Origin of the sequence: Streptomyces sp. NPDC000410 (assembly GCF_040300305.1) — a bacterium.
Taxonomy (GTDB): domain Bacteria; phylum Actinomycetota; class Actinomycetes; order Streptomycetales; family Streptomycetaceae; genus Streptomyces.
Genome location: NZ_JBEPDM010000055.1, coordinates 19,620 through 39,487, shown reverse-complemented (window position 1 = coordinate 39,487; position 19,868 = coordinate 19,620). Strand labels below are relative to the sequence as shown.

21 protein-coding genes and 1 pseudogene are annotated in these 19,868 nt (G+C 70.3%); 10 read left to right on the top strand and 12 right to left on the bottom strand.

What is annotated here, in order from left to right; all coding sequences use genetic code 11:
* Nucleotides 1-136: 136 nt before the first annotated feature.
* The 8 genes from ABT342_RS32825 to ABT342_RS32790 form a co-directional block, all read right to left on the bottom strand.
* Nucleotides 137-616 (bottom strand): HIT family protein, encoded by a 480-nt coding sequence (locus ABT342_RS32825; RefSeq protein WP_351581888.1) that lies wholly within the window; start codon nt 614-616, stop codon nt 137-139.
* Between the two features lie 892 nt (nt 617-1,508).
* Complete coding sequence (locus ABT342_RS32820) at nt 1,509-3,617, bottom strand: NucA/NucB deoxyribonuclease domain-containing protein (protein ID WP_351581886.1); 2,109 nt, start codon at nt 3,615-3,617, stop codon at nt 1,509-1,511.
* 306 nt (nt 3,618-3,923) lie between these two features.
* Nucleotides 3,924-4,877: a sigma-70 family RNA polymerase sigma factor gene (locus ABT342_RS32815; RefSeq protein WP_351581884.1), complete on the bottom strand. Its 954-nt coding sequence runs from the start codon at nt 4,875-4,877 to the stop codon at nt 3,924-3,926.
* A gap of 10 nt (nt 4,878-4,887) precedes the next feature.
* The gene (locus tag ABT342_RS32810) at nt 4,888-5,946 is read right to left on the bottom strand and encodes an ABC transporter permease (RefSeq protein WP_351581882.1); all 1,059 of its coding nucleotides are present in this window, start codon (nt 5,944-5,946) and stop codon (nt 4,888-4,890) included.
* A 308-nt stretch (nt 5,947-6,254) separates the two neighbouring features.
* Nucleotides 6,255-7,454, bottom strand: coding sequence for an NAD(P)/FAD-dependent oxidoreductase (locus ABT342_RS32805; protein WP_351581880.1), 1,200 nt, complete (start codon nt 7,452-7,454; stop codon nt 6,255-6,257).
* A gap of 597 nt (nt 7,455-8,051) precedes the next feature.
* Nucleotides 8,052-8,438 carry a DoxX family protein gene (locus ABT342_RS32800; RefSeq protein WP_351581878.1) on the bottom strand — a complete coding sequence of 129 codons (387 nt, stop codon included), beginning with the start codon at nt 8,436-8,438 and terminating at the stop codon, nt 8,052-8,054.
* A gap of 31 nt (nt 8,439-8,469) precedes the next feature.
* On the bottom strand, nt 8,470-8,940 hold the full coding sequence (locus ABT342_RS32795; protein ID WP_351581876.1) for a carboxymuconolactone decarboxylase family protein: 471 nt from the start codon (nt 8,938-8,940) through the stop codon (nt 8,470-8,472).
* Between the two features lie 85 nt (nt 8,941-9,025).
* A complete protein-coding gene (locus ABT342_RS32790) occupies nt 9,026-10,156 on the bottom strand; it encodes a GDSL-type esterase/lipase family protein (protein ID WP_351581874.1) in 1,131 nt (376 codons plus the stop codon).
* A gap of 186 nt (nt 10,157-10,342) precedes the next feature.
* Here ABT342_RS32790 and ABT342_RS32785 point away from each other — a divergent pair, with 186 nt between their 5' ends.
* From ABT342_RS32785 to ABT342_RS32765, 5 genes and pseudogenes are all read left to right on the top strand, one after another.
* Nucleotides 10,343-10,834, top strand: coding sequence for a MarR family winged helix-turn-helix transcriptional regulator (locus ABT342_RS32785; protein ID WP_351581872.1), 492 nt, complete (start codon nt 10,343-10,345; stop codon nt 10,832-10,834).
* A gap of 777 nt (nt 10,835-11,611) precedes the next feature.
* On the top strand, nt 11,612-11,869 hold the full coding sequence (locus tag ABT342_RS32780) for a hypothetical protein (RefSeq protein ID WP_351581870.1): 258 nt from the start codon (nt 11,612-11,614) through the stop codon (nt 11,867-11,869).
* Nucleotides 11,870-12,368: 499 nt separating this feature from the next.
* Nucleotides 12,369-12,623, top strand: coding sequence for a hypothetical protein (locus ABT342_RS32775; RefSeq protein ID WP_351581894.1), 255 nt, complete (start codon nt 12,369-12,371; stop codon nt 12,621-12,623).
* Nucleotides 12,520-12,903: pseudogene (locus tag ABT342_RS32770) on the top strand (hypothetical protein); the annotation flags it as partial. The gene ABT342_RS32775 and the pseudogene ABT342_RS32770, both read left to right, overlap by 104 nt.
* A 43-nt stretch (nt 12,904-12,946) precedes the next feature.
* Nucleotides 12,947-13,111: a hypothetical protein gene (locus ABT342_RS32765; protein WP_351581892.1), complete on the top strand. Its 165-nt coding sequence runs from the start codon at nt 12,947-12,949 to the stop codon at nt 13,109-13,111.
* Here ABT342_RS32765 and trxB read toward each other — a convergent pair.
* Genes trxB through ABT342_RS32750 form a run of 3 tightly spaced genes read right to left on the bottom strand, consistent with a single transcriptional unit; the run spans nt 13,101 to nt 15,184 of the window.
* Nucleotides 13,101-14,078, bottom strand: a complete 978-nt coding sequence (trxB, locus tag ABT342_RS32760) for a thioredoxin-disulfide reductase (protein WP_351581868.1) — start codon at nt 14,076-14,078, stop codon at nt 13,101-13,103. The genes ABT342_RS32765 and trxB overlap by 11 nt on opposite strands.
* 5 nt (nt 14,079-14,083) lie before the next feature.
* Nucleotides 14,084-14,503, bottom strand: a complete 420-nt coding sequence (locus tag ABT342_RS32755; RefSeq protein WP_351581866.1) for an arsenate reductase ArsC — start codon at nt 14,501-14,503, stop codon at nt 14,084-14,086.
* A gap of 45 nt (nt 14,504-14,548) precedes the next feature.
* Complete coding sequence (locus ABT342_RS32750) at nt 14,549-15,184, bottom strand: arsenate-mycothiol transferase ArsC (RefSeq protein ID WP_351581864.1); 636 nt, start codon at nt 15,182-15,184, stop codon at nt 14,549-14,551.
* 79 nt (nt 15,185-15,263) lie between these two features.
* Between ABT342_RS32750 and ABT342_RS32745 the strand changes: the two genes are divergently transcribed.
* The 3 genes from ABT342_RS32745 to ABT342_RS32735 are packed head-to-tail and all read left to right on the top strand — an operon-like array spanning nt 15,264 to nt 17,437.
* Nucleotides 15,264-15,572, top strand: coding sequence for an ArsR/SmtB family transcription factor (locus ABT342_RS32745; RefSeq protein WP_351581862.1), 309 nt, complete (start codon nt 15,264-15,266; stop codon nt 15,570-15,572).
* A gap of 33 nt (nt 15,573-15,605) precedes the next feature.
* The gene (locus ABT342_RS32740; RefSeq protein WP_351581860.1) at nt 15,606-16,379 is read left to right on the top strand and encodes an aquaporin; all 774 of its coding nucleotides are present in this window, start codon (nt 15,606-15,608) and stop codon (nt 16,377-16,379) included.
* Nucleotides 16,376-17,437, top strand: coding sequence for an ArsO family NAD(P)H-dependent flavin-containing monooxygenase (locus ABT342_RS32735; protein WP_351581857.1), 1,062 nt, complete (start codon nt 16,376-16,378; stop codon nt 17,435-17,437). Before ABT342_RS32740 ends, ABT342_RS32735 begins: the two co-directional genes overlap by 4 nt.
* 54 nt (nt 17,438-17,491) lie before the next feature.
* Here the strand turns inward: ABT342_RS32735 and ABT342_RS32730 are convergent, their stop codons facing one another.
* The gene (locus ABT342_RS32730) at nt 17,492-17,854 is read right to left on the bottom strand and encodes an ArsR/SmtB family transcription factor (protein ID WP_351581855.1); all 363 of its coding nucleotides are present in this window, start codon (nt 17,852-17,854) and stop codon (nt 17,492-17,494) included.
* Nucleotides 17,855-18,004: 150 nt separating this feature from the next.
* Here ABT342_RS32730 and ABT342_RS32725 point away from each other — a divergent pair, with 150 nt between their 5' ends.
* Both ABT342_RS32725 and ABT342_RS32720 read left to right on the top strand, forming a co-directional pair.
* Entirely contained in the window at nt 18,005-18,241 is a 237-nt protein-coding gene (locus tag ABT342_RS32725; RefSeq protein WP_351581853.1) for a hypothetical protein, read from the top strand.
* A gap of 240 nt (nt 18,242-18,481) precedes the next feature.
* Nucleotides 18,482-19,852 (top strand): NAD(P)-binding domain-containing protein, encoded by a 1,371-nt coding sequence (locus ABT342_RS32720; protein ID WP_351581851.1) that lies wholly within the window; start codon nt 18,482-18,484, stop codon nt 19,850-19,852.
* The last annotated feature ends 16 nt before the right edge of the window (nt 19,853-19,868 follow it).

Here is a 19,868-nt window from a genome sequence, read left to right as displayed (position 1 = left end):
ACTCTTCCGGATAGGGCTTGGGCACAGCGACATCCTTCCCACCTGCCCCACAGGGCAAGCCACTTCAGATGTCACCCGATCGTGCGGCAGACCCGTCACCGGGCCCGCCGACCTGGTGGTCGGCGGGCCACAAAGGTCAGGTCACCGAGCGCAGCTGGTCCAGTTCCCTGCCGAGGGCTTCTCGCAGCACGTCATGCTGCGGACCGAGCCTGAACTGCTCGTCACTCCACCGTTCACGCGGATACAGCCACACCGGAGCACCCACCACATCGGCAGGCTCCCACGCGAACCGCGGCCAGACATGTGCGTGCAGGAACGGGTCCGTGTTCCCCAGGATCTCCAGGTTGACCCGTCGGAAAGCCGGGTCCAGCCGCCGACAGGCACGCTCGACCGCTTCACCGAGCTGGTCCATATCAGACAGGAACGACAGCCGCTTTGCCTTCGGCAGGTCCGACAGCCGCTGCACATCCGGTTCATCCACGAGGAGGACCGAGTAGCCCGGCAGGAACTGAACATCTCCGATCACCGCGAACCCCGACGTCAGCCGTCGCAGCACGGTCGGGTTCTCGCCCCTCAGCGCAGTCCCGATCCGATCCATCCGCCAGTCACCAGTCATGGCCAAAACCTACATTCCGGTGATCAAGGACCGCTCAACGCTTCCCGTCTTCCTCACACACGTCAAAGACGAAGCAAGTGGGGCGAGGAGCGGGCCCAGCCGTCTTCAACGCGACGCTGACCCCAGTCCGCGAGCGGCCTGACGGCGATCAGCGATCAGGTACGAGGGCAGGAAGGCGCAAGCCCTTCGGTCGACCCGTCGTAGGCACTTCATGTGCTCGCACGTGCCGGTCAGTCCTGGGGCGCTTCGTGTCTACCAAGCATTCCAGAGCCCGCCATGACGGTGGCGGACCGGAGGGATATCTGCGTCGTCGAGGTCGTGGCCGGCGTGGTGCAGTCCGCGGATCCGCTGGGCCTCGAGACGACCCTGGAGCCGGGCCCTGCCTTCAGCCGTAGCGATCTCGGCAGAGAACGGGCCCTTTCTGCAGTAGAGCACCATCCACTGCCAGGAGGTGATCCGGTGAAGCATCCTCGTAGGGGCAGGGCTACGGCCTTCGCGGGCGGCATGGGCCAGTTCAGCGTGCGTGTAGCGCAGGTCGTAGAGGGACATGGACTCCGAGGCGACGTCTTGGACGCGCAGTTGCCTGGGAGTTGTGCGGACGGTTCGGGAAATCGAGAGCCTCCGTAGGTACCTCTGGGCTTTCCAAGAGGTACCTACGGGGGGTGCGTACTGGTCGGCACGACTCAGCCCCCTCGTCGGTCGGACGATCTACCAGCGGGACAGTAGCCGCACGGAGGCGTGGCCCCGGATTCGGGCTCGGTGCGGCACCAGCGGCGCGACCCGCCGGCCGGCGCACTGGCGTAGTCGCCCGCCGCGCACGACACTGAGGGGCCCCGCGGACCACAAGGTCCGCGGGGCCCCTCTCGTTGCGCGCAGCGGCTGTACCCGAACGCTACGGGACGCCGGGCGGTGCGCCGCCTGATGTCGCCAGGGTGAACGCGTCCTTGTCGATGACGCGTTCCTCTCCGTAGAACTTGCCCAGCAGGGTGCCGCTGTACGAGTTCTGCTTCGCGTCGATCATGCAGACGCTGTATCCGTCGGGGCCGGTGGTGATCGGCAGATCCTTGACGTTGCAGTTGTCGTGGACAGTGCGGCCGAGGGTGGGATGGGCGGCTGCGCCTTCGATGGTGGACGCGAACGGGTATTCGTCGCAGGACCGGCCGGTCAGGCGCCGGGCGGCGGCGACCGGGCCGCTACGGGGGCAGGAATACTGACGGTTGATGTCCCGCTTGGACTTGTCGGCCTGCCTGTGGAGGGGCCTGCCGGCCGAGCCGGGAAGTCCTGATGCGATGGCCTCGGCGACGTGCCAGGTCTGCTCGGGGGTGTTGGACGTCAGCTTGAACTCGGGTTTCATGCCGTAGAACACGCACCCCTGGCGGAACTTGCCGCTGGACAGCTTCATCATGGAGTCGCACCGTACGGTGGCGACACGGATGTTGCCCACGTTCGAGGGGGAGACGCCGGGATCCAGGTTCCCGATGTGCCACGAGATGTTGACGACGGGGTACTTCTCCGTCTGGTCGGCCATCGTCTGTTCCTTCCACTTCACGACGATGACTTTCGACTGGCCGGACTTGATCAGGGATCCGTTGGCGGCGCCTTCGACGCTGTAGGACCCGGCGGGCGTGTTGTTGTAGGTCAGCGCGTACCGGAACGTCGGCTTGCCCGTCGTGCCCGTCAGGGTGTGGAAGTCGACGCGGAACTCCTGCTGGAACTCGCCCGACTTGTGCGACGTCAGGACGCCGGTCTTGACGGTGTAGGGGATCGATCCGGTCTCGACGCCACTGGTGTTGACCACGTCGACGTCGAGGCCGGGCCAGATCGCGCACGCGTGCTTCCGCTCTACACGCCATTGCCCGTCCCACGGCTTGTCGAGGCACAGCGGGGACATGAACGTGGCGTGCGTGTCGGGGCCGTCGATGATCGGGTCGTCCTCCTGGGCGGCGGCGGAGACGGTCGTCCCGCCTTCATGCATGCACGACTCGCCCGCGGTGCAAGGCTCCAGCGTGCCGACCCTGCCCTGGACCCCCGGCTTGCCGACGCCTGCGGTGTTGGCGTCGGCGGCGAAGTCATCCCACGTCACCGGGATCTGGTCACCCACGGTCGGCTCGGCGTCCCCGTCATCGGGGTCGACGGCCGCGACCGGATCGGTGGGGAACCCCATCGTCCCGAACTGGAAGTCCTGGTCCCACGACGATCCGCGAGGCTGCTGGTCGGCGACCGGATACCCGTACGGGCCCTTCTCGTAGCCGGACATCTCCCACTTGGCCAGCAGCCCGCCGCTGACCGGGTGCGCCCCGTACGCGGCCGTCCAGTAGATCATTCCGTGCTCGAACCGGGCGCCGCTGCCGATCCCGTCCGGCGTCGCGAACTCGTCCGATGTGGGGTAGCCCAGGTACCCGGCCTCCCATCCGGCTTCGGCCCACTTGTCGCGGATCGCGCCGCGCACGGCGTACGCCTCGTTCAGCTTCCAGTAGATGTCACCGGATTCGAAGTGCTGGCGGCGGCCGACACCGTCAGGATTCACGATCTCATCCGATGTGGGGTAGCCGATCGGTCCGGCCTCCCAGCCGTTACGGGCCCAGGCCGCGAAGAAGTGGTTGACGACCGGGTGCGCGCCGCCCTGCGGGGACCAGTAGATCGGCCCGTTGATGAACTCGGTGCGCTTGCCGACCCCGTCGGGGTTCGTCAGCTCGTTGGAGTTCGGGAACGACAGGAAGCTGCCCGGGCCGCCGAGCTCGTTGTACTTGTCGCGGATCGCGCCACAGACTTCGTAGGGGGCAGGCCAGTACACCTGGCATCCGGCCGTGGCGCGGGCCTCCATCGTCTCCGCCTTGTCGGCCTGCTTCTTGCTGAACCCCTCGGGTATCAGGTCGCGGTCGGACCGCATCTGTCCTGGGGTGATCGTGGCGTGCGGCCGTAAGGTCGGCTTCCACCTCTGCGCCCCCGGGCTGCCGCTGTCGGCGGTCGCGGTGGTCGTCGTCGCGGTGATCAGCAGCACTGACGCCAGGGCAGCAGCCGCGGCTTTCAGCAGGGCCACCGTATGGGGTGGTCGTCTTCTTCTTGTCATCCCACCAGTAGCGAGATCAACAGTCCCGATGGCAAGACCCTGTGCCCGTGTCTCTCAGGATGGGCGTGCGCAAACGTCGGCCTGGGGACAGTGCTGTGCGACGCTCCACCCGTCGCCGTGTTCATGTTGTCCCGGCTGTCGAACGTGGCGCGGGCCGGGCCGCTCACCATGGAAATGGGGTCTGATACCGGTGGGCTCTCCTGTTCAACCGGCTATCAACGACATCGGAACCCGGGGTCACCACTGGGCGATGAGCGGCGTGTCCGGTTCGTGCTGCCGCCAGGCATCGGTGAGGCGGGTGAGGCGGGCGGGGGCGGCGATGCCGCGCACCGTTGCGATCTTGCCGTCCGTGATGTCGAACGTCACGGCGCCGACGACCTTGCCGTCGGGCACGAAGAGGATGGCGGGGGCGCCGTTGACGAGCGCGTAGTGGACGGCGGAGATTCCGCCTGCGAGTCGCTGTTTGGCGGGTGTGGATGTGAAGCCGGCCCGTGCGATGGCGGCGATGCGCTGCGGAGTGTCGTACCGCAGCAGCTTCTTGGCCAGGCCGGCGCCGTCGGAGATCGCGGTCGCGTCGTCGGTGAGCAGTGCCACCAGCCGTTCGGTGCGGCCGGAGGAGGCCGCGGCGAGGAACTCCTCGACGATCCTGCGGGCGGCCGCGGGGTCGACTTCGCCGCCGCCGCGGCGCGCGGCGGTGATGCGGCGCCGGGCCCGGTGGAGGTGCTGCTGGCTCGCGGACTCGGTGATGTCGAGGATCTCGGCGATCTCGGCGTGGTGGTAGGAGAACGCTTCGCGCAGGACGTAGACGGCCCGCTCGATGGGTGACAGGCGTTCCATGAGAGTCAGTACGGCCAGGGAGACCGATTCGCGCTGCTCGAAGGTGTCGGCCGGGCCGAGCATCGGGTCGCCGTCGAGGAGCGGTTCGGGCAGCCAGGCGCCGGCGGTGCGTTCGCGGCGGGCTCGTGCCGAGCGGAGCCGGTCGAGGCACAGGTTGGTGGCGACCTTGGTCAGCCATGCTTCCGGCACCTTGATCCGCTGCCGGTCGGCGGCCTGCCACTGCAGGAACGTATCCTGCACGGCGTCTTGGGCGTCGGTGGCGGAGCCGAGCAGTCGGTAGGCCAGTGAGGCCAGCCGGTTGCGGCTGGCCTCGAACCGACTGGTGTCGAAGCGATCGGTGGCGGTGTTGTCCACGCGGAACACCCTAACGAGACGGCTGCGTCACCGCGTTCTCGGCAGACGCGGAGTTCTCGGCGGACGCGGCGGCCGGGCGGCGCTTGCGCTGGGGCAGACCGCCGGCCAGACACAGCGCGACACCGAACCCGAGCCAGGCCGTGAGCACGAGGACGGAGTGGGTGGAACCGTGACCGTCGAAGAAGGCGGTGGAGCGCAGCAACTGGCCTCCTGCTCCGGGCGGCAGCAGCTGGCCGAGCGTGCCGGACCAGCCGGGCAGCATCTCGGGTGCGGTCGAGGTACCTGACAGGGGGTTGCCGATGAGCATCATGGTGACGGCGCCGATGCCGAAGCCGGCGTACCCGAGCAGTGACGCCAGCCCGATGATGCTCACGGATGTGGCGGCGATGGCCAGGGCGATCGCGCCGGTGTTGGCCAGGTAGGAACCGGCCAGCGAGCCGAGCCAGAACTGCAGGATCGCCGCCACGGCCAGGCCTCCGGTGATCGCGAAGGCGAGCGCCCCGGCGACCTGGCGGGCGGTGCCGCGGACGAGTCTGGTCAGCAACAAGGCCGCGAGCAGGCCGCCCATGACCAGGGGCAGCGCTCCGGCGGCCAGGCCGGCGCCGCGGGGGTCGTCGGCCGGCAGGGCGACGAGGTCGCGGACGGGAGACGTCTTGCCGGCGCCCTGCGCCTGCGCCTGATCGAGCCCCGCCGCGACGCCCTGCAGGGTCTGGGCGACCGCCGCGCCGGCGGCCGAGGCGGTGATGACCTGCGGGGTGCCGGAGCTGACGTCGATCGCCCCGTACACCTCCCGGTCGCGGATCAACCGTTCGGCGGCCGCGGTGTCGGCGACCTCGGCGATCGCGAAGCCGTCCGGCAGCCGTTGGCCGAGCGCGGCGCTGACCTGCTTGACCGCGGCGGGCGGCCCGGCGACGGCTATCGGCACGTCGTGCACATGCGACCGCACCGACGGCCAGGCGAAGGCCGTGAGCAGCACACTGATGAGCGCGGTGAGCAGGACGAGTGTCCTGGCCACCGTCGGCCAGGACGACGGCAGTGTGTCGGCTGCGCGTGGGGCTGGAGCAGGCATGTGTCCTCCTCGGACAGAGAGCTTTTCCTTGCGTGGTGACGGGGACCCAGGTCGCTTGCACACCCCGAGTCAGCAGCGGCTACGCCCGGATGCTGGTCAGGCCTCGCAGGTGGGCCGTCATCGGCCCAGCGCCAGGGTGCTGAGACCGACCATCGACTACGTCCAGGGGCAGGGAGCGAGGGCATGTGTGCGGTGCCCAGCACGACCCGCACCGAGACGAAGGGGAGGAAGCCGGTGGGGCGGGGGACCCGCCGCCGGCCTTGACCGACTGGCGTCGAAGCGATCGGTGGCGGTGCTGTCCACGGCGGCTACGCGACCGCCTTCTCGGCGGGCGCATCCGGTGCGTCGGCCAGGCGGCGCGTGCGGCTGGGCAGGCCGAACGTCGGGTGCGAGGTGGCCCACAGTGACATCCTGACGATGCCCGCCTTGATCCGCGCGGCCTTCCGGCCGCTCAGATACTTCGGCTTCGCCCGCCCTTCGCCGTCGATCATCTGCAGGATCCCGTCCCGCCGCCCGAGGCTGATGTGGTTGCCCACGTACTCCAGCTTGGTGTTCGCGATCCTGCGGCCGGTCAGACGTCCCACGATCGCGGCTGTGGCCTGCCGGCCGGTGTAGCCGGCCGAGGCGCAGGACATCGGCAGCGGCAGGCCGTTGTCGCCGATGGCGTAGGCGCTGTCGCCGGCGGCGTAGACGTTCGGGTGCGAGACCGACCGCATGGTGCGATCGACGACGATCCGGCCGTCCTCGGTGACCTCCAGCCCGCCGGCGGTGGCGATGGGGTTGACCGCGAACCCGGCTGTCCACACGGTTGCGTCGGACGCCAGGACGGTGCCGTCGGCGCACAACACCCGCGTCGCTTCGACGGCTTCGACGCTGGTGTGTTCCAGGACGGTGATGCCCAGCCGGTCGCAGGCGTGGCGCAGGTGGGCGCGGGCTCCGGCGGAGAGCGGGGCGCCCAGTTCGCCGCGGGCGACCAGTGCCACCGACAGGCCGGGCCGGGACTCGGCGATCTCGGTGGCGGTCTCGATGCCGGTCAGCCCGTCGCCGACGACCAGCACACTCCCCCTTTCGCCCCGCCTGCCCACGCCGTCCAGGCGCTCTCGCAGGCGCAGCGCCGCCGGGCGACCGGTGACGTGGAAGGCGTGCTCGGCCACGCCGGGGACACCGTGGTCGGCGACGTGGCTGCCGAGCGCGTAGAGAAGGGTGTCGTAGCCGAGCTCACCGCCGCCGTCGGCGTCGGCCACGGCGACGACCTGGCGCTCGGGGTCGACGGCGGTGACACGGGCCAGGCGCAAACGTATCCCCGTGCCCGCGAAGACGTCGGCGAGCCGTGGAGCCTCGATCTCCTGGCCGGCCGCGAGCTGGTGCAGCCGCAGCCGCTGGACGAAGTCCGGCTCGGCGTTGACCACGGTGATCTCGGTGTCCGCGGCGGACAGCCGGCGGGACAGGGTCCCGGCCACGTAGGCCCCGGCATAGCCGGCGCCGAGGACGACGATGCGGTGCTTCATGTGATGCTCCTGTCGGTTCGCTTGCTTCCTGTCGGTGACTTGAGCGGGACAGCGCCCCGATTCCTGACAGGAACTACATGTGGCATGGGTCACAGGGCGGCAGAAGCGGGTCCCGACGGTGCTCGCGACGCCGAGGCGGCGCAGTCGCAACCCTGGTGCCCATCGACGTCGACGTCGACGCCATGCCCGCCAAGCGGAAGGTGTCCGTGGGTGAACTCGCCGGACAACCCGGAATCCCGGCGGCGGCCGGTTCCGGGCCGGGCGCGCGCCGGGCGGAAGGAACGCCGGCCGCGGACGGGGCGGGACCCGTCTTCGGAGCGCCGCCCTGCCGGGCGAGGAGCGCGGCCGCCGTGCGGGCCACGCCGACGCCCTGGGCGTGGGCCGCCGCGCTCGTGTGCCGGCCTCGGGGATCACCGGTACAGCCCGAAGGTGCTCAGCATTTGATCATGGTCGTGTAGCGCACGCGATCGGCCCGAACGGCCATGCGGGCTTCATGAGCTGCGCTTCGCCGTGTCGTCCTCGATTCCGATAGGCCCTCGCTGCGCGCGCACCAGCTGAACGCTGAACGCATCGGGGTGGAGCCGGAGGCCGCTCCGGTCAGCTGATGAAGGATTCGGGGCCGAGGCGGCCCCACGCCACGAAACCGGCCAGGACGATGTAGACCAGGTCGACCACCATGAACGTGGTCTCGTGGCGCCGGATGCGTGTGATCGCCGCACCCGTCATCAGCAGCACCAGTCCAAGGGCGGCCAGCGGCACCAGGACCGGCGCGATGTCGAGCACGGCGGGCAGGACCAGACCCGCAGCGGCCAGTACCTCAAGGGCTCCGATGGCCTTCACGCCGCCGCTGCTGAAGTCTTCGACCCATCTCGCGCCGGCCCCACTGGCGGCTATCTTCTCCTTCGGCTTGATCATCTTGAACGCACCGCCGAGCAGGTAGGCGATGGCGAGCAGTCCGGTAACGATCCACAGGGCGAGGTTCATCGGCTTTGTCCTTGCAGGGTTGGAAGGGGGGTCAGTGCCGGCCGGGCCGGTAGTCGCCGGCGGGCTGCTGGACGATGACGTTCAGGCGGTTGAAGGCGTTGATGAGGGCGATCTGGGTCACCAGGGCGGCGAGTTGGTCCTCGTCGTAGTGCTTGGCGGCGTTCGCCCAGACCTCGTCGGGGACGCCACCGGCGGCGTCGGCGATGCGGGTGGCCTGTTCGGCCAGTTCCAGGGCGGCGCGTTCGGCGTCGGTGAAGACGGTGGCCTCCCGCCAGGCCGCGACCAGGTGGAGGCGTACGGCGGTCTCCCCGGCGGCGGTGGCGTCCTTGGTGTGCATGTCGATGCATCCGGCGCAGCCGTTGATCTGGCTGGCGCGGAGCATCACCAGTTCGCGGGTCGCGGCCGGCACGGTCGAGTCTCCGAGTGCGTTGCCCGCCGCGATGATGTGCTTCCAGGCCTTGGCTGCGACCGGGCCGGCGAAGACGTTCAGACGGGCATTCATCGTGCACTCCTTTGTCGTTGTGCGCTGTTGCCCCTCCAGGACAGAGCACCTGGGCGGGCTGTGACAGCAGGGGGCGTGATGCGCGTCACAGGCGGAAGTGTGCGAGGTCGACTGCGGCGGCCATCGCGTGCGCGCCCGCGTCGTTGAGGTGAAGGTGGTCGCCACTGTCGAGGTCGGCGCGGATGGAGTCCGGTGCGTCGGGGTCCTGGACGGCCGCGGCGATGTCGACGACGGCGTCGAAGACGGTGGAGGTACGGATCCACGCGTTGACCTCGCGCCGGACCGCGCGGCCTTCGGGGGTGTCGATGCCGGGGTAGATGGTGCCGGCGTACGGGCCCATCGTCATGCCGGTGGTGGCCAGTCCGGCCGAACGCGCGCGGTCGGCAAGCTCGGTGAAGCCCGCGATCAGGTCCTCGGCGTTGGCCGGGGGCTCGCCGGCCATGCCTGGCAGGCCCACGTCGTTGAGGCCGAAGTGGAAGAGCACGTGGGTGGCGCCGGGCACCTGGAGGACGTCGCGCTCGAAGCGGGCCAGGCCGCGCAGGCCGACCTCGTCGGTCAGCAGGCGATTGCCGCCGATGCCCTGGTTGACCACCCAGCCGCGGTCGAGCCGCCGGTTCAGCTGGTTGGGAAAGCGCTGGTTGCTGCCGGTGGAAGTACCGACGCCCTCGAACCAGGAGTCGCCGAACGCGACGGCGATCGCCGTGTTCTCGGGGGCGAGGACGTCGACGCCGGCGACGTAGTAGCGGCCGTCGATCTCCTCGGCGCGGGTGAAGTCCGCCGTGACCGCGTTGCCGGGCAGCACGTAGGCGTTCTGCGACGGGGTGTGGGAGTACGTCGCGAGGCCGGTGTCCTCGGGCAGGTGGACGGTCAACGCCAGGTCGGTCCCGGCCGACACCGCGAGGGCGACCGGGTCGCTGTGGAGCCGCTCACCGACGGGGACGACCACCTCGGTCGCGCCGCCGAAGCGCAGCGCGGTGTCGGTGGCGGGATCGACGGCGCTGCCACTGGTGCGTACGGCAAGCCGTGCCGCCCCGATGACCAGGGGTTCCTTGCCGTACTCGTTGCTGAGGAGGATGCGCAGCGCCTCGCCGCCGCCGTCGAGGTGGAGGATCTGGCGCAGCGTCTGATCGTGGAATCCGCGGGAGGACTTGATCTGGATGCCCTCGTGGGGGCTGAGGACGGCGGAGCGGAAGCCTGCGACCCAGGTGGTTGTCATGAGGGTGAACTCCTTGTCGTGGTACGGGGTTGCGCGGTCGGTCGGCGTTCGATGACCGACGCCCCATTTAGTTGCTGCGAGGAATATCCCCGTGGCAAGTAATGTCTACCGCGCGGATGTTCCGCGCGTCAACTATCTGCGTGGCAACTATCCGCACGGCAAATATTTGCGGCTAGGATGAGGGGCATGGACTCCGATCCCTTCGACGACCCCCGCCTGACCGCGGCCGGCCTGTTCTTCGAAGCCCACGCCGGGCTGACCGCGAAGCTGGCGCCGACCTTGGAGAAGGCAGGTCTGTCGTCTCTGGACTTCGGCGCCTTGACGCGGTTGAGCCGTTCCCCTGAGGGGCAGTTGCGGATGACCGACCTGGCCGCCCAGTTGCTCCTGTCGACCAGTGGCGTCACGCGGGTGGTGGACCGCCTGCAACGCGGCGGCCTGGTGCGCCGCGAGGCAAGCGCCGACGACCGGCGCAGCACCTATGCAGTCCTCACCCCCGAAGGCGCAGACCGGCTACGCGAGGTGCTGGCCGATCACCTCGAAGAAATCGAGCGCTGGTTCACAGGCCTCTTCACCCCTGAACAGCTGCGCGACCTGGTCGCCGGCCTGCGGACGCTCCGCGATGCCGTCCACCCCAACGCTGCGAAGAACACCGCCCCACCGCCCACCGCCGCAGAGTGACACCACCCGCCCGAAGGACGACAGCAAGCCCAGCACGCCGACCACATGCGTAGAGGGCGGGTGCTTTCGTGCCGGCGAGCTTCCTCGCATCGTCGTCGGAGATGGTCCGCGCACAGAAGCTGCCCCGCCTGGGCGGTCGCGGTCCTCGGGCTCCGTCCTGCCGGATGCCGTGCTCCGGCCGTAGTCGCGGTGGGCTGGGGAGGCCGTGGTACGACGAGGTTCGCGCCGCGTGCGTGACCTGAGCAGGCATCTGGCGGAGAGCCGCAGCCGGCGCGGTCGCGTGGACCGGGTGAGGGCGGCGCACAGTGGGGTCGTGGACGTCGAGGAGATCGCAGCCGCCGCCGCGTGGGCGGTGCCGGTCCGGTGGCGCTTGGGCACGGCATCCAGGTCCGCACCCGGGTTCGGGTGCGGTGACCCACGTTGCGTACTCGACCGGCTCGGCACCGCCGCCGGCGGCACTCTGCCAGAGCGGGACGCCGATCCGGGACATCCACAAGCCGGACTCGAGCTGTCGGCGCTCGTAGAGCCGTACCCGCTCGATCTCCTGCCTGTCGGGCAAGAGCAGCGTTATGGGACGGGCGGCGGTGCAGGTTCGGTGACGGTGGTTCTGTCCACCGGAACGGGCTCTGGCTCAACTTCTATGGTGACAGATCGGCGCCGGTTCCAGCGGGCCGGGGCGCCTCGGATTCCCGCTGGTGTTCGGCAGCCGGCCCAGCGCCCTTTCACGTTCGGTCGTTCGCTGCGTGACCTGCGCAGACGGGTGCACGTTCATCGGGTATGCGAAAGATCATCACTTGCGGCCTGCTGGCCGCCGCGGCCCTCTCTGCAGCCACGCCTGCCTTCGCCGACAACGACAGCAACTTCGGCAGCGGGGTCAACGCGGCGAACAACTGGAACTTCACCGCCGCTGACGTGTGTATCCAGGAACTCGCCGTGGTCCCCGCGCTGAGCGACTGGACCGGCAACCACAAGAACAACTGCTCCAACAGCAACGTCATCGACCACTCCGGCAGCGCGATGGCGCCCGGTCACTGACAAGCACCACATTCACAGCACCCCGCCCGGGGTCCCGGACTCCGGTGCGACCGGCGGGATCCCGAGGCCGAAGTCCCTGCGCGCCCAGGCGCGCGGCCTCACCACAGAAGTTGAGCCAGAACCCGTTCTGGTTCTGGCGCAACTTCTGTGAACCCACGTCGGCACGGTTCCGCCCTGGAGCAGGTCGCCCACAGTTCGTGGCGCGGGCAGATCTCACGGATGTACAGTGGGCGGTGTTGGAGCCGTTGTTGCCGAAGCCGAGGAAGGCAGGGCGGCCGCCCATCCGGTCCCGGCGGTAACTCATGGCCTCGGAGTCCTCGCTCAGACACCAGCCGCAAAGTAGCGGGTGATCACACGCTCGCCGCCGTTGCGGCCCTCTCGTCGTGCTCTCGCAGCATCCGCATGACGGTGGCGGGTGAGAGGTGCTGGCCCTTCTTCGTGCCGGTGGTGATGACGAGCCGCTTGGCGATGTCACGAGGCTCCTCTCCCGGTCGCGCAGGTGGAGGGCCATGGACAGCATGTCCTCGTCGGTGACACCCGCGCCGCCGATGGTCTTGCCGCGCTTGCGGGCGGACTCCTGGCCTTCGAGGGTGCGGTCGCGGATGTACTCGCGTTCCATGCCGGACATCGCCGCCAGCACGGTGAACACGATGCCGGAGGGATCGTGCGAGCCCTTCAGCTCCCCAGTGACCTCACGATCCCGCCGTTCATCCGGGACGGGATCCACCGCTATCTGGCCGCCCGGCCCTCCTGACCACCCCGCCCTTCCGGGCGGGGCAAGGGTGGGGCCGCCCACGGCGGCCCCACCCGAAGGGACGGCCCCGAGCATGAAGATGACCGTCATCGGATGCGGCTACCTCGGCGCCACCCACTCCGCCTGCATGGCCGAACTCGGCCACGAGGTCCTGGGCATGGACTGCGACATCGACGAGGTCCACACCCTCAACTCCTGCCGGGCGCCGTTCTTCGAACGCGACCTCGATGGCCTCCTCGCCAAGCACACCGCGTCGGGCCGGCTGAAGTTCACCGCCTCCTACGGCGAGGCCGCCAGCTTCGCCGACCTGCACTTCATCGGGGTTGGCACGCCGTCGCAGCTCACTGCGCCGCCTCGACGCCGTCCGCCGCCTGGCCCCCGGCCTGACGACCCCGGCCGTCGTCGCGGTCAAGTCCACCGTCCCCGTCGGCACCGCACTCCGCCTTGCCGAGATCCTGCGCGTCGGAGTGGATTCGATCAGGCCGTGACCGTGGCCGGGGTCCTGTCGGCGAGGGCGGCGAGGTATCGCTCGGTGTCGAGTGCGGCCTGGCAGCCGGATCCGGCGGCGGTGATGGCCTGGCGGTAGGTGTGGTCGACGACGTCCCCGGCGGCGAACACGCCTGGGACGTTCGTGCGGGTGGAGGGGGATGCGACCTTGATGTAGCCCCCGCTGTCGAGGTCGACCTGGCCGGTGAAGAGTTCGGTGCGCGGGTCGTGGCCGATGGCGATGAACAGGCCGGTGACGTCGAGGTCGCGCGTCTTGCCGGTGATGGTGTCGCGCAGGACGACACAGGCGAGCACGCCGCCCTCTTCCTTGATCTCGGCGATCTCGCTGTCGAAGGCGAAGGCGATCTTGTCGTCGGCGAAGGCCCGGTTCTGCATGACTTTGGAGGCGCGCAGTGCGGAGCGGCGGTGGACGACGGTGACGGAGCGGGCGAAGCGGGTGAGGAAGGTGGCTTCCTCCATGGCGGTGTCGCCGCCGCCGACCACGACGATGTCGCGGTCCCGGAAGAAGAACCCGTCACACGTCGCGCACCATGAGACGCCGCGGCCCGAAAGTTCGTCCTCGTTCGGGAGGTTGAGCTTGCGGTAGCCGGAGCCGGTGGCGATGATCACGGCTTTGGCGCGGTGGACGGTACCGGCCGAGTCGGTGAGTTCCTTGATGTCGCCGGTGAGGTCGACCGAGACGATGTCGTCGTCGATCATCTCCGCGCCGAAGCGTTCGGCCTGGGCCCGCATGTTGTCCATGAGGTCGGGGCCGTCGATGCCGGTGGGGAAGCCGGGGAAGTTCTCGACCTCGGTGGTGGTGGTCAGGGAGCCGCCGACGAAGATCGAGCTGCCGAAGAGCAGGGGCTTCAGCTGCGCGCGGGCGGTGTAGAGGGCGGCGGTGTATCCGGCGGGGCCGGAGCCTATGACGATGACCTCACGGACGTCGTCGGTGACGGGCTCGGTCACGGACGTCACGCCTCCTGCTTCGCGTCGATCTCGGCGATGAGACCCTCGATGAGGCCCTTGATCTCGTCGCGGATGGGGCGGACGGCCTCGACGCCCTGTCCGGCCGGGTCCTCGAGCTGCCAGTCGAGGTAGGTCTTGCCGGGGAAGTACGGGCAGGCGTCCCCGCAGCCCATGGTGATGATGTAGTCCGAGGCCTGGGCGGCCTCAGGGGTGAGGACCTTGGGCTTCTGGTCGGAGATGTCGATGCCCAGCTCGGCCATGGCTGCGACGGCGGAGGGGTTGATCTGGTCGCCGGGCATGGAGCCCGCGGAGCGGACCTCGACGCGGTCGCCGGCGAGGTGGCGGAGGAATCCGGCGGCCATCTGGGAGCGGCCGGCGTTGTGGATGCAGACGAACAGGACGGACGCGGCAGGCGTGGAGGACATCGTTCTTCCTTGAAGGTCGGGCAACTGCGGGGGATGCGGGGATTTTCAGGCGTCGAGGTCGGCGAGCAGTTCGGTGATGCGGGTGTCGATGGCGTCGCGGATGTCGCGTACGAGCGCGATCGGGCCGTCGTCGGGGTCGGGGACGGGCCAGTCGAGGTAGCGGTGGCCGGGAATCACGGGGCAGGCGTCGCCGCAGCCCATGGTGATGACGATGTCGACGGCCTGAACGACTTCGTCGGTCAACGGCTTCGGGTAGACCTCGTCGAGCGCGACGCCCGCTTCGGTCAGGGCCTGGACCACGTGGGGGTCGACGGCGCCGGACGGGTGGGTGCCGGCGGAGGAGACGATCACCCCGTCCCCGGCTCGGTGCGCCAACAGCGCGGCGGCCATCTGGGAGCGGCCGGCGTTGTGGCTGCACACGAACAGCACCCGCGGCCGACCGCCGGTGACGGCCGGGTTCTCGACGTGCGCCAGCGCGTCCAACCGCTCTGCGGCGAACCGCTCTGCCAGCACTACGAGGTGGGTGCGGACGTGCGCGTGCGTGGCGAGCTGTTCATAGGAGTCGGCGATCAGCCGCTGTACCGTCTCCACGGAGTACCGGCCCCGGTGGCGCACGGCGAGGCGGGCGACACCGGCCGCGAGACGATTGTCGGGAAGGACCGGGTACGAGGACTCGGCCATGACGGGAACCCCCTTCGGCGGGTTCAAAGAGGTCGGCCCAGGCTCGTATCAGTCCCGGGTGATGTGAGAGTATCAGCCTATGCTGACGTCAGTCGATACTGATCTGATGCGGGTGCTGGGTGACCCCCTGCGCCTGCAGATCGTGACCCTGCTCGCCCGCGAGACGCTGTGCACCACCCACCTCGTGGAGGAGACCGGTGCCAAGCAGACCAACCTCTCCAACCACCTGAGAGTGCTGCGCGAGGCCGGGGTCGTGGAAACCGAACCCTGTGGCCGGTTCACCTACTACCGGCTCAAGCCGGACGTCATCGAAACGCTCGCGGGGCAGTTCGCCGACCTCGCCCAGACCGCGCGCGCCAACGCCGACACCAAGAGAGCCTGCCCGTAGCCTCTCGCCTCACCCTCCGAGGAGACCCCGCCCGTGACCGCCACCGAGCCCGCCGCGAGCGACGCCACAGCCATCGACACGTCGCCGCAGCCCGCACCCGGCGCCACCCCGCCCCGCACGCCGCTGATCTCCCGCGCCGCAGCCGAACTCGTCGGCACCGCCGCCCTGGTGGCGATCGTCGTCGGCTCCGGCATCCAGGCCACTCAGCTGACCGACGACGTCGCGCTGCAGCTGCTCGCCAACTCCACCGCCACCGTCTTCGGCCTCGGCGTCCTCATCGCCCTCCTCGGGCCCGTGTCGGGGGCGCACTTCAACCCGGCCGTCACCCTGGCCGAGTGGTGGACCGCCCGCCGCGGCGGCGCCGGCGTGAACGCCCGCGAGCTCGCCGCCTACGTCCCCTCCCAGGTAGCCGGCGCGATCGCGGGCGCGGTGCTCGCGGACGCGATGTTCGGCGAGCCGCTGGTGAAGTGGTCCACGCACGACCGCTCCGCGGGCAACCTGCTCCTCGGCGAGGTCGTGGCGACGGCCGGCCTGATCCTGCTGATCTTCGGCCTGGCCCGTACCGACCGGCTGCGCTTCGCGCCTGTCGCGGTCGCCTCATACATCGGCGCCGCCTACTGGTTCACCTCCTCGACCTCCTTCGCGAACCCGGCGGTGACCATCGGCCGCGCCTTCACCGACACCTTCGCGGGCATCACCCCCGCCTCCGTTCCGGCGTTCGTCGGCATGCAGCTGGTGGGCGCCGTTGTGGGCCTGGCGCTGGTCGCGGTCATTTTCATGCGAGGCAAGGCGACGCACGCCGTATGACGCAGGGCGTGGACGTGGTGGTGATCGGCGGCGGCCAGGCCGGGCTCGCCGCCGGCTACCACCTGCGCCGCCTCGGCCTCAGCTTCGTCATTCTCGACGCCCAGGCCACCCCGGGCGGGGCCTGGCAGCACACCTGGGACTCCCTGCACCTGTTCTCCCCGGCCGCCCACTCCTCCCTTCCCGGCCGGCTCATGCCACCGCAGCCGGGAGAGACGTACCCGGACGCGGCGCACGTCGTCGACTACCTCACCGACTACGAGCAGCGGTACGAACTCCCGGTCGTACGCCCGGTCCGCGTCGAAGCGGTCCTCCGGGACGGGCAGTTCCTGCGCGTCGAGACCGACTCCGGTACGTGGCGGGCCCGCGCGGTGACCAGCGCGACCGGTACCTGGTCGCGCCCCTTCATCCCCGCCATCCCCGGCCGCGCAGAGTTCGAGGGAAGGCAGCTCCACACCGTCGAGTACCGGCGGGCGAGCGACTTCGCCGGGCAGCGCGTCGTGGTGGTCGGCGACGGCAACTCCGGCGCGCAGATCGCCGCCGACCTCGCCCACGACACCGACCTCACCTGGGTCACCCTCCGCGAGCCCCGCTACCTCGCCGACGACATTGACGGCCGCGCCCTCTTCGACGCGGCGACCGCCCGCCGCCGTGCCCTCGATGAAGGCCGCACCGACACGGGCGGCGTCGCCTCGCTCGGCGACATCGTCGCCGTCCCGCCCGTACGCGAGGCCCGCGACGCCGGACTCCTCAAAGCCCAGCCCATGTTCGACCGGCTCACCGCCGGCGCAGTCGCGTGGGCCGACGGCACCCGCGCGGAGGCGGATGTCATCATCTGGTGCACCGGCTTCCGCCCCGCTCTCGCCCACCTGGCCCCGCTCGGGCTGCGCGGCCCTCGCGGCCACATCCCCACACGCGGCACCGAGGCCCTCGGGGAGCCCCGTCTGCACCTTCTCGGCTACGGCGACTGGACCGGCCCCGCCTCCGCCACCCTCATCGGCGTCGGCCGCCCCGCCCGCGACGCCGCCCGGCAGATCGCCGGTCTACTCGGCGCGGTGTGAGCCGGCAGGGCGCGTCGAATTCGGTGGTGAGTGCCACCAGGACGGTGGCAGCGGTCACGCGGCGGCGGCCTTGGTGAGGAGCGCGCCCATGGCCGCCAGGACCGCGGGTTCGACGCGGTAGTAGACCCAGGTGCCGCGCCGCTCGGAGGAGAGCAGCCCGGCCTCCTTCAACTTCTTCAGGTGGTGGGAGACCGTGGGCTGGGAGACGCCCACGTCGGAGATGTCGCAGACGCACGCCTCACCACCCTCGTGCGACGCGACGGCCGAGAAGAGCCTCAACCGGACCGGGTCGCCCAGTGCCTTGAACATGACCGCGGTCCGCTCCGCCTCCTCGGCCGTCAGCGGCCGCTCGGTCAGCGGCGGGCAGCAGGGCTCGACGGCGGGCTCCAGCAGCGGCAACGCCTTCACATTCGACATATGTCTATGTTGACACACGTCGAACTAGGCGCCCAGTGGCTTATGAGCGGCGCAGGGCTTGAGTCAGCCGCCGGGCGATGCGCTGTGCGTCGCGGCCGACGCCCCGCAGCGACGCGGACGACAGGCTGCGCTGCCATTCCGGTCCGACGTGTGCGAGGCGGCGCCGAGCCGCTGCCCGTCCGCGAGATCGAGCTCGAACCCCTCCCCGGCCGTACGTACCCCGGCCATGCGCCGGCGGGTGCGGACGTCGGCGTCCAGGCGCTCGGCGTACCGGAGCAGGTGGGCAACCACCTCGTCCCGGTGCGGATGGCGCTCCGGGTCGCCTGCGAACGGCAGTCCCGGCAGAGAGCCGTACTGCGCGGAGAGAACAGGGTGAGGGAGTCGTAGTGCCGCGGCCACGACCCCGCTGCCTGTTCGGAAGCCTCGAGAGCGACGGGCGTGAGGCCCTCTCGCAGCAGGCTGTGCGCCGCCGCCGGGCCGGACTGGCCACCCCCGATGACGGCGACATCGACGTGCTCCATGAACAACCACTCCGTTTCGATGAATGTCTATGTTGACGTCTATCGATACAAGTGCCATGCTGAAGACGCAAGAGATCGACGAACGTCGAAACACAAGGGGATTCGCATGAACGCCACCGCCACCGAGCAGCTGCCCGTCGTGGTCGTCGGGGCCGGCCCCGCCGGTCTGGCCGCCGCCGCCCACCTCGTCGACCGCGGCATGGAGCCGCTGGTCCTGGAGGCCGGTGCTCGGGCGGGTACGGCGGTGCGCGAGTGGGCGCACGTGCGGCTCTTCTCCACCTGGGGCGAGGTCACCGACCCGGCTGCCGAGAAGCTCCTCGCCCCGACCGGTTGGGTGAAGCCGGAGGCGTCCACGTACCCGACGGGCGGCGACTGGGCGGAGCAGTACTTGCAGCCGCTCGCCGACGTCCTCGGTGACAAGGTCCGGCTCGGGGCCCGTGTCACCGGCGTCTCCCGCGCGGGCCGGGACCGGATCGTCGACGCCGACCGCGAGACGCAGCCGTTCACCGTCTACGTCGCGTACGCCGATGGGCGCGAGGGGCGGATTCCGGCCCGTGCCGTCATCGATGCCTCCGGCACGTGGGCCGTTCCGAGCCCGGCGGGTGGCGACGGCCTTCCGGCGCTCGGCGAGCGCGCGGCGGCCGACCGGATCTCCTACCGCGTCCCCGACCTCAAGGACCCCGCGACCAGGGCCCGTTACGCGGGGAAGCGCACCGCCGTCATCGGCTCCGGCGCCTCCGCCTTCACCTCCCTCGCCTCCCTCGCCGACCTCGCCAAGTCCGAGGACGGCAACGGCACGCACACGACCTGGATCCTGCGCCGCGGCATCTCCGGATCGACCTTCGGCGGCGGGACCGCCGACCAGCTCCCCGCCCGCGGAGCCCTCGGCCTCGCCGCCAAGGCCGCCGTCGACGAGGGCCACGCGGACGCCGTCACCGGCTTCCGTACCCAGGCGATCGAGCGCGGCGGCGAGCAGCTCGTGCTCGTGGCCGAGGACGGCCGCCGCCTTGCCCCGGTCGACGAGGTCATCGTCCTGACCGGCTTCCGCCCCGACCTGTCCTTCCTCGACGAACTCCGCCTCGGCCTCGACGAGCGGCTCCAGGCCCCGGTCGGGCTGGCCCCGCTGATCGACCCCAACCAGCACTCCTGCGGCACCGTCTACCCGCACGGCGTGAACGAGCTCTCCCACCCGGAGGAGGGCGTCTACCTGGTCGGCATGAAGTCCTACGGCCGCGCCCCGACCTTCCTCGCCCTCACCGGATACGAGCAGGTCCGCTCCGTCGTCGCCGCGATCGCCGGCGACCGCGAGTCCGCCGAGCGCGTCGAACTCGTCCTCCCGGAGACCGGGGTCTGCGGCGGCGCCGGCCTCTTCGACCAGCCCGAAGCCGATGCGGCCTCGGACGGCGGCGGCTGCTGCGCGGCCCCCGCCACCCTCCAGATCGGCGTCGGCGCCCCGGTAGCCTCTGGCGGCTGCTGACCCGACCCACCCAACT

What these genes read in the sequence shown, in the direction of transcription:
- ABT342_RS32810 (WP_351581882.1), bottom strand. Translation starts at nt 5,946, where the DNA reads ATGCCTGCTCCAGCCCCACGCGCAGCCGACACACTGCCGTCGTCCTGG.
- ABT342_RS32825 (WP_351581888.1), bottom strand. Translation starts at nt 616, where the DNA reads ATGACTGGTGACTGGCGGATGGATCGGATCGGGACTGCGCTGAGGGGC.
- ABT342_RS32800 (WP_351581878.1), bottom strand. Translation starts at nt 8,438, where the DNA reads ATGAACCTCGCCCTGTGGATCGTTACCGGACTGCTCGCCATCGCCTAC.
- ABT342_RS32785 (WP_351581872.1), top strand. Translation starts at nt 10,343, where the DNA reads ATGGACTCCGATCCCTTCGACGACCCCCGCCTGACCGCGGCCGGCCTG.
- ABT342_RS32730 (WP_351581855.1), bottom strand. Translation starts at nt 17,854, where the DNA reads ATGTCGAATGTGAAGGCGTTGCCGCTGCTGGAGCCCGCCGTCGAGCCC.
- ABT342_RS32780 (WP_351581870.1), top strand. Translation starts at nt 11,612, where the DNA reads ATGCGAAAGATCATCACTTGCGGCCTGCTGGCCGCCGCGGCCCTCTCT.
- ABT342_RS32805 (WP_351581880.1), bottom strand. Translation starts at nt 7,454, where the DNA reads ATGAAGCACCGCATCGTCGTCCTCGGCGCCGGCTATGCCGGGGCCTAC.
- ABT342_RS32790 (WP_351581874.1), bottom strand. Translation starts at nt 10,156, where the DNA reads ATGACAACCACCTGGGTCGCAGGCTTCCGCTCCGCCGTCCTCAGCCCC.
- ABT342_RS32735 (WP_351581857.1), top strand. Translation starts at nt 16,376, where the DNA reads ATGACGCAGGGCGTGGACGTGGTGGTGATCGGCGGCGGCCAGGCCGGG.
- ABT342_RS32720 (WP_351581851.1), top strand. Translation starts at nt 18,482, where the DNA reads ATGAACGCCACCGCCACCGAGCAGCTGCCCGTCGTGGTCGTCGGGGCC.
- ABT342_RS32755 (WP_351581866.1), bottom strand. Translation starts at nt 14,503, where the DNA reads ATGTCCTCCACGCCTGCCGCGTCCGTCCTGTTCGTCTGCATCCACAAC.
- ABT342_RS32745 (WP_351581862.1), top strand. Translation starts at nt 15,264, where the DNA reads ATGCTGACGTCAGTCGATACTGATCTGATGCGGGTGCTGGGTGACCCC.
- ABT342_RS32750 (WP_351581864.1), bottom strand. Translation starts at nt 15,184, where the DNA reads ATGGCCGAGTCCTCGTACCCGGTCCTTCCCGACAATCGTCTCGCGGCC.
- ABT342_RS32795 (WP_351581876.1), bottom strand. Translation starts at nt 8,940, where the DNA reads ATGAATGCCCGTCTGAACGTCTTCGCCGGCCCGGTCGCAGCCAAGGCC.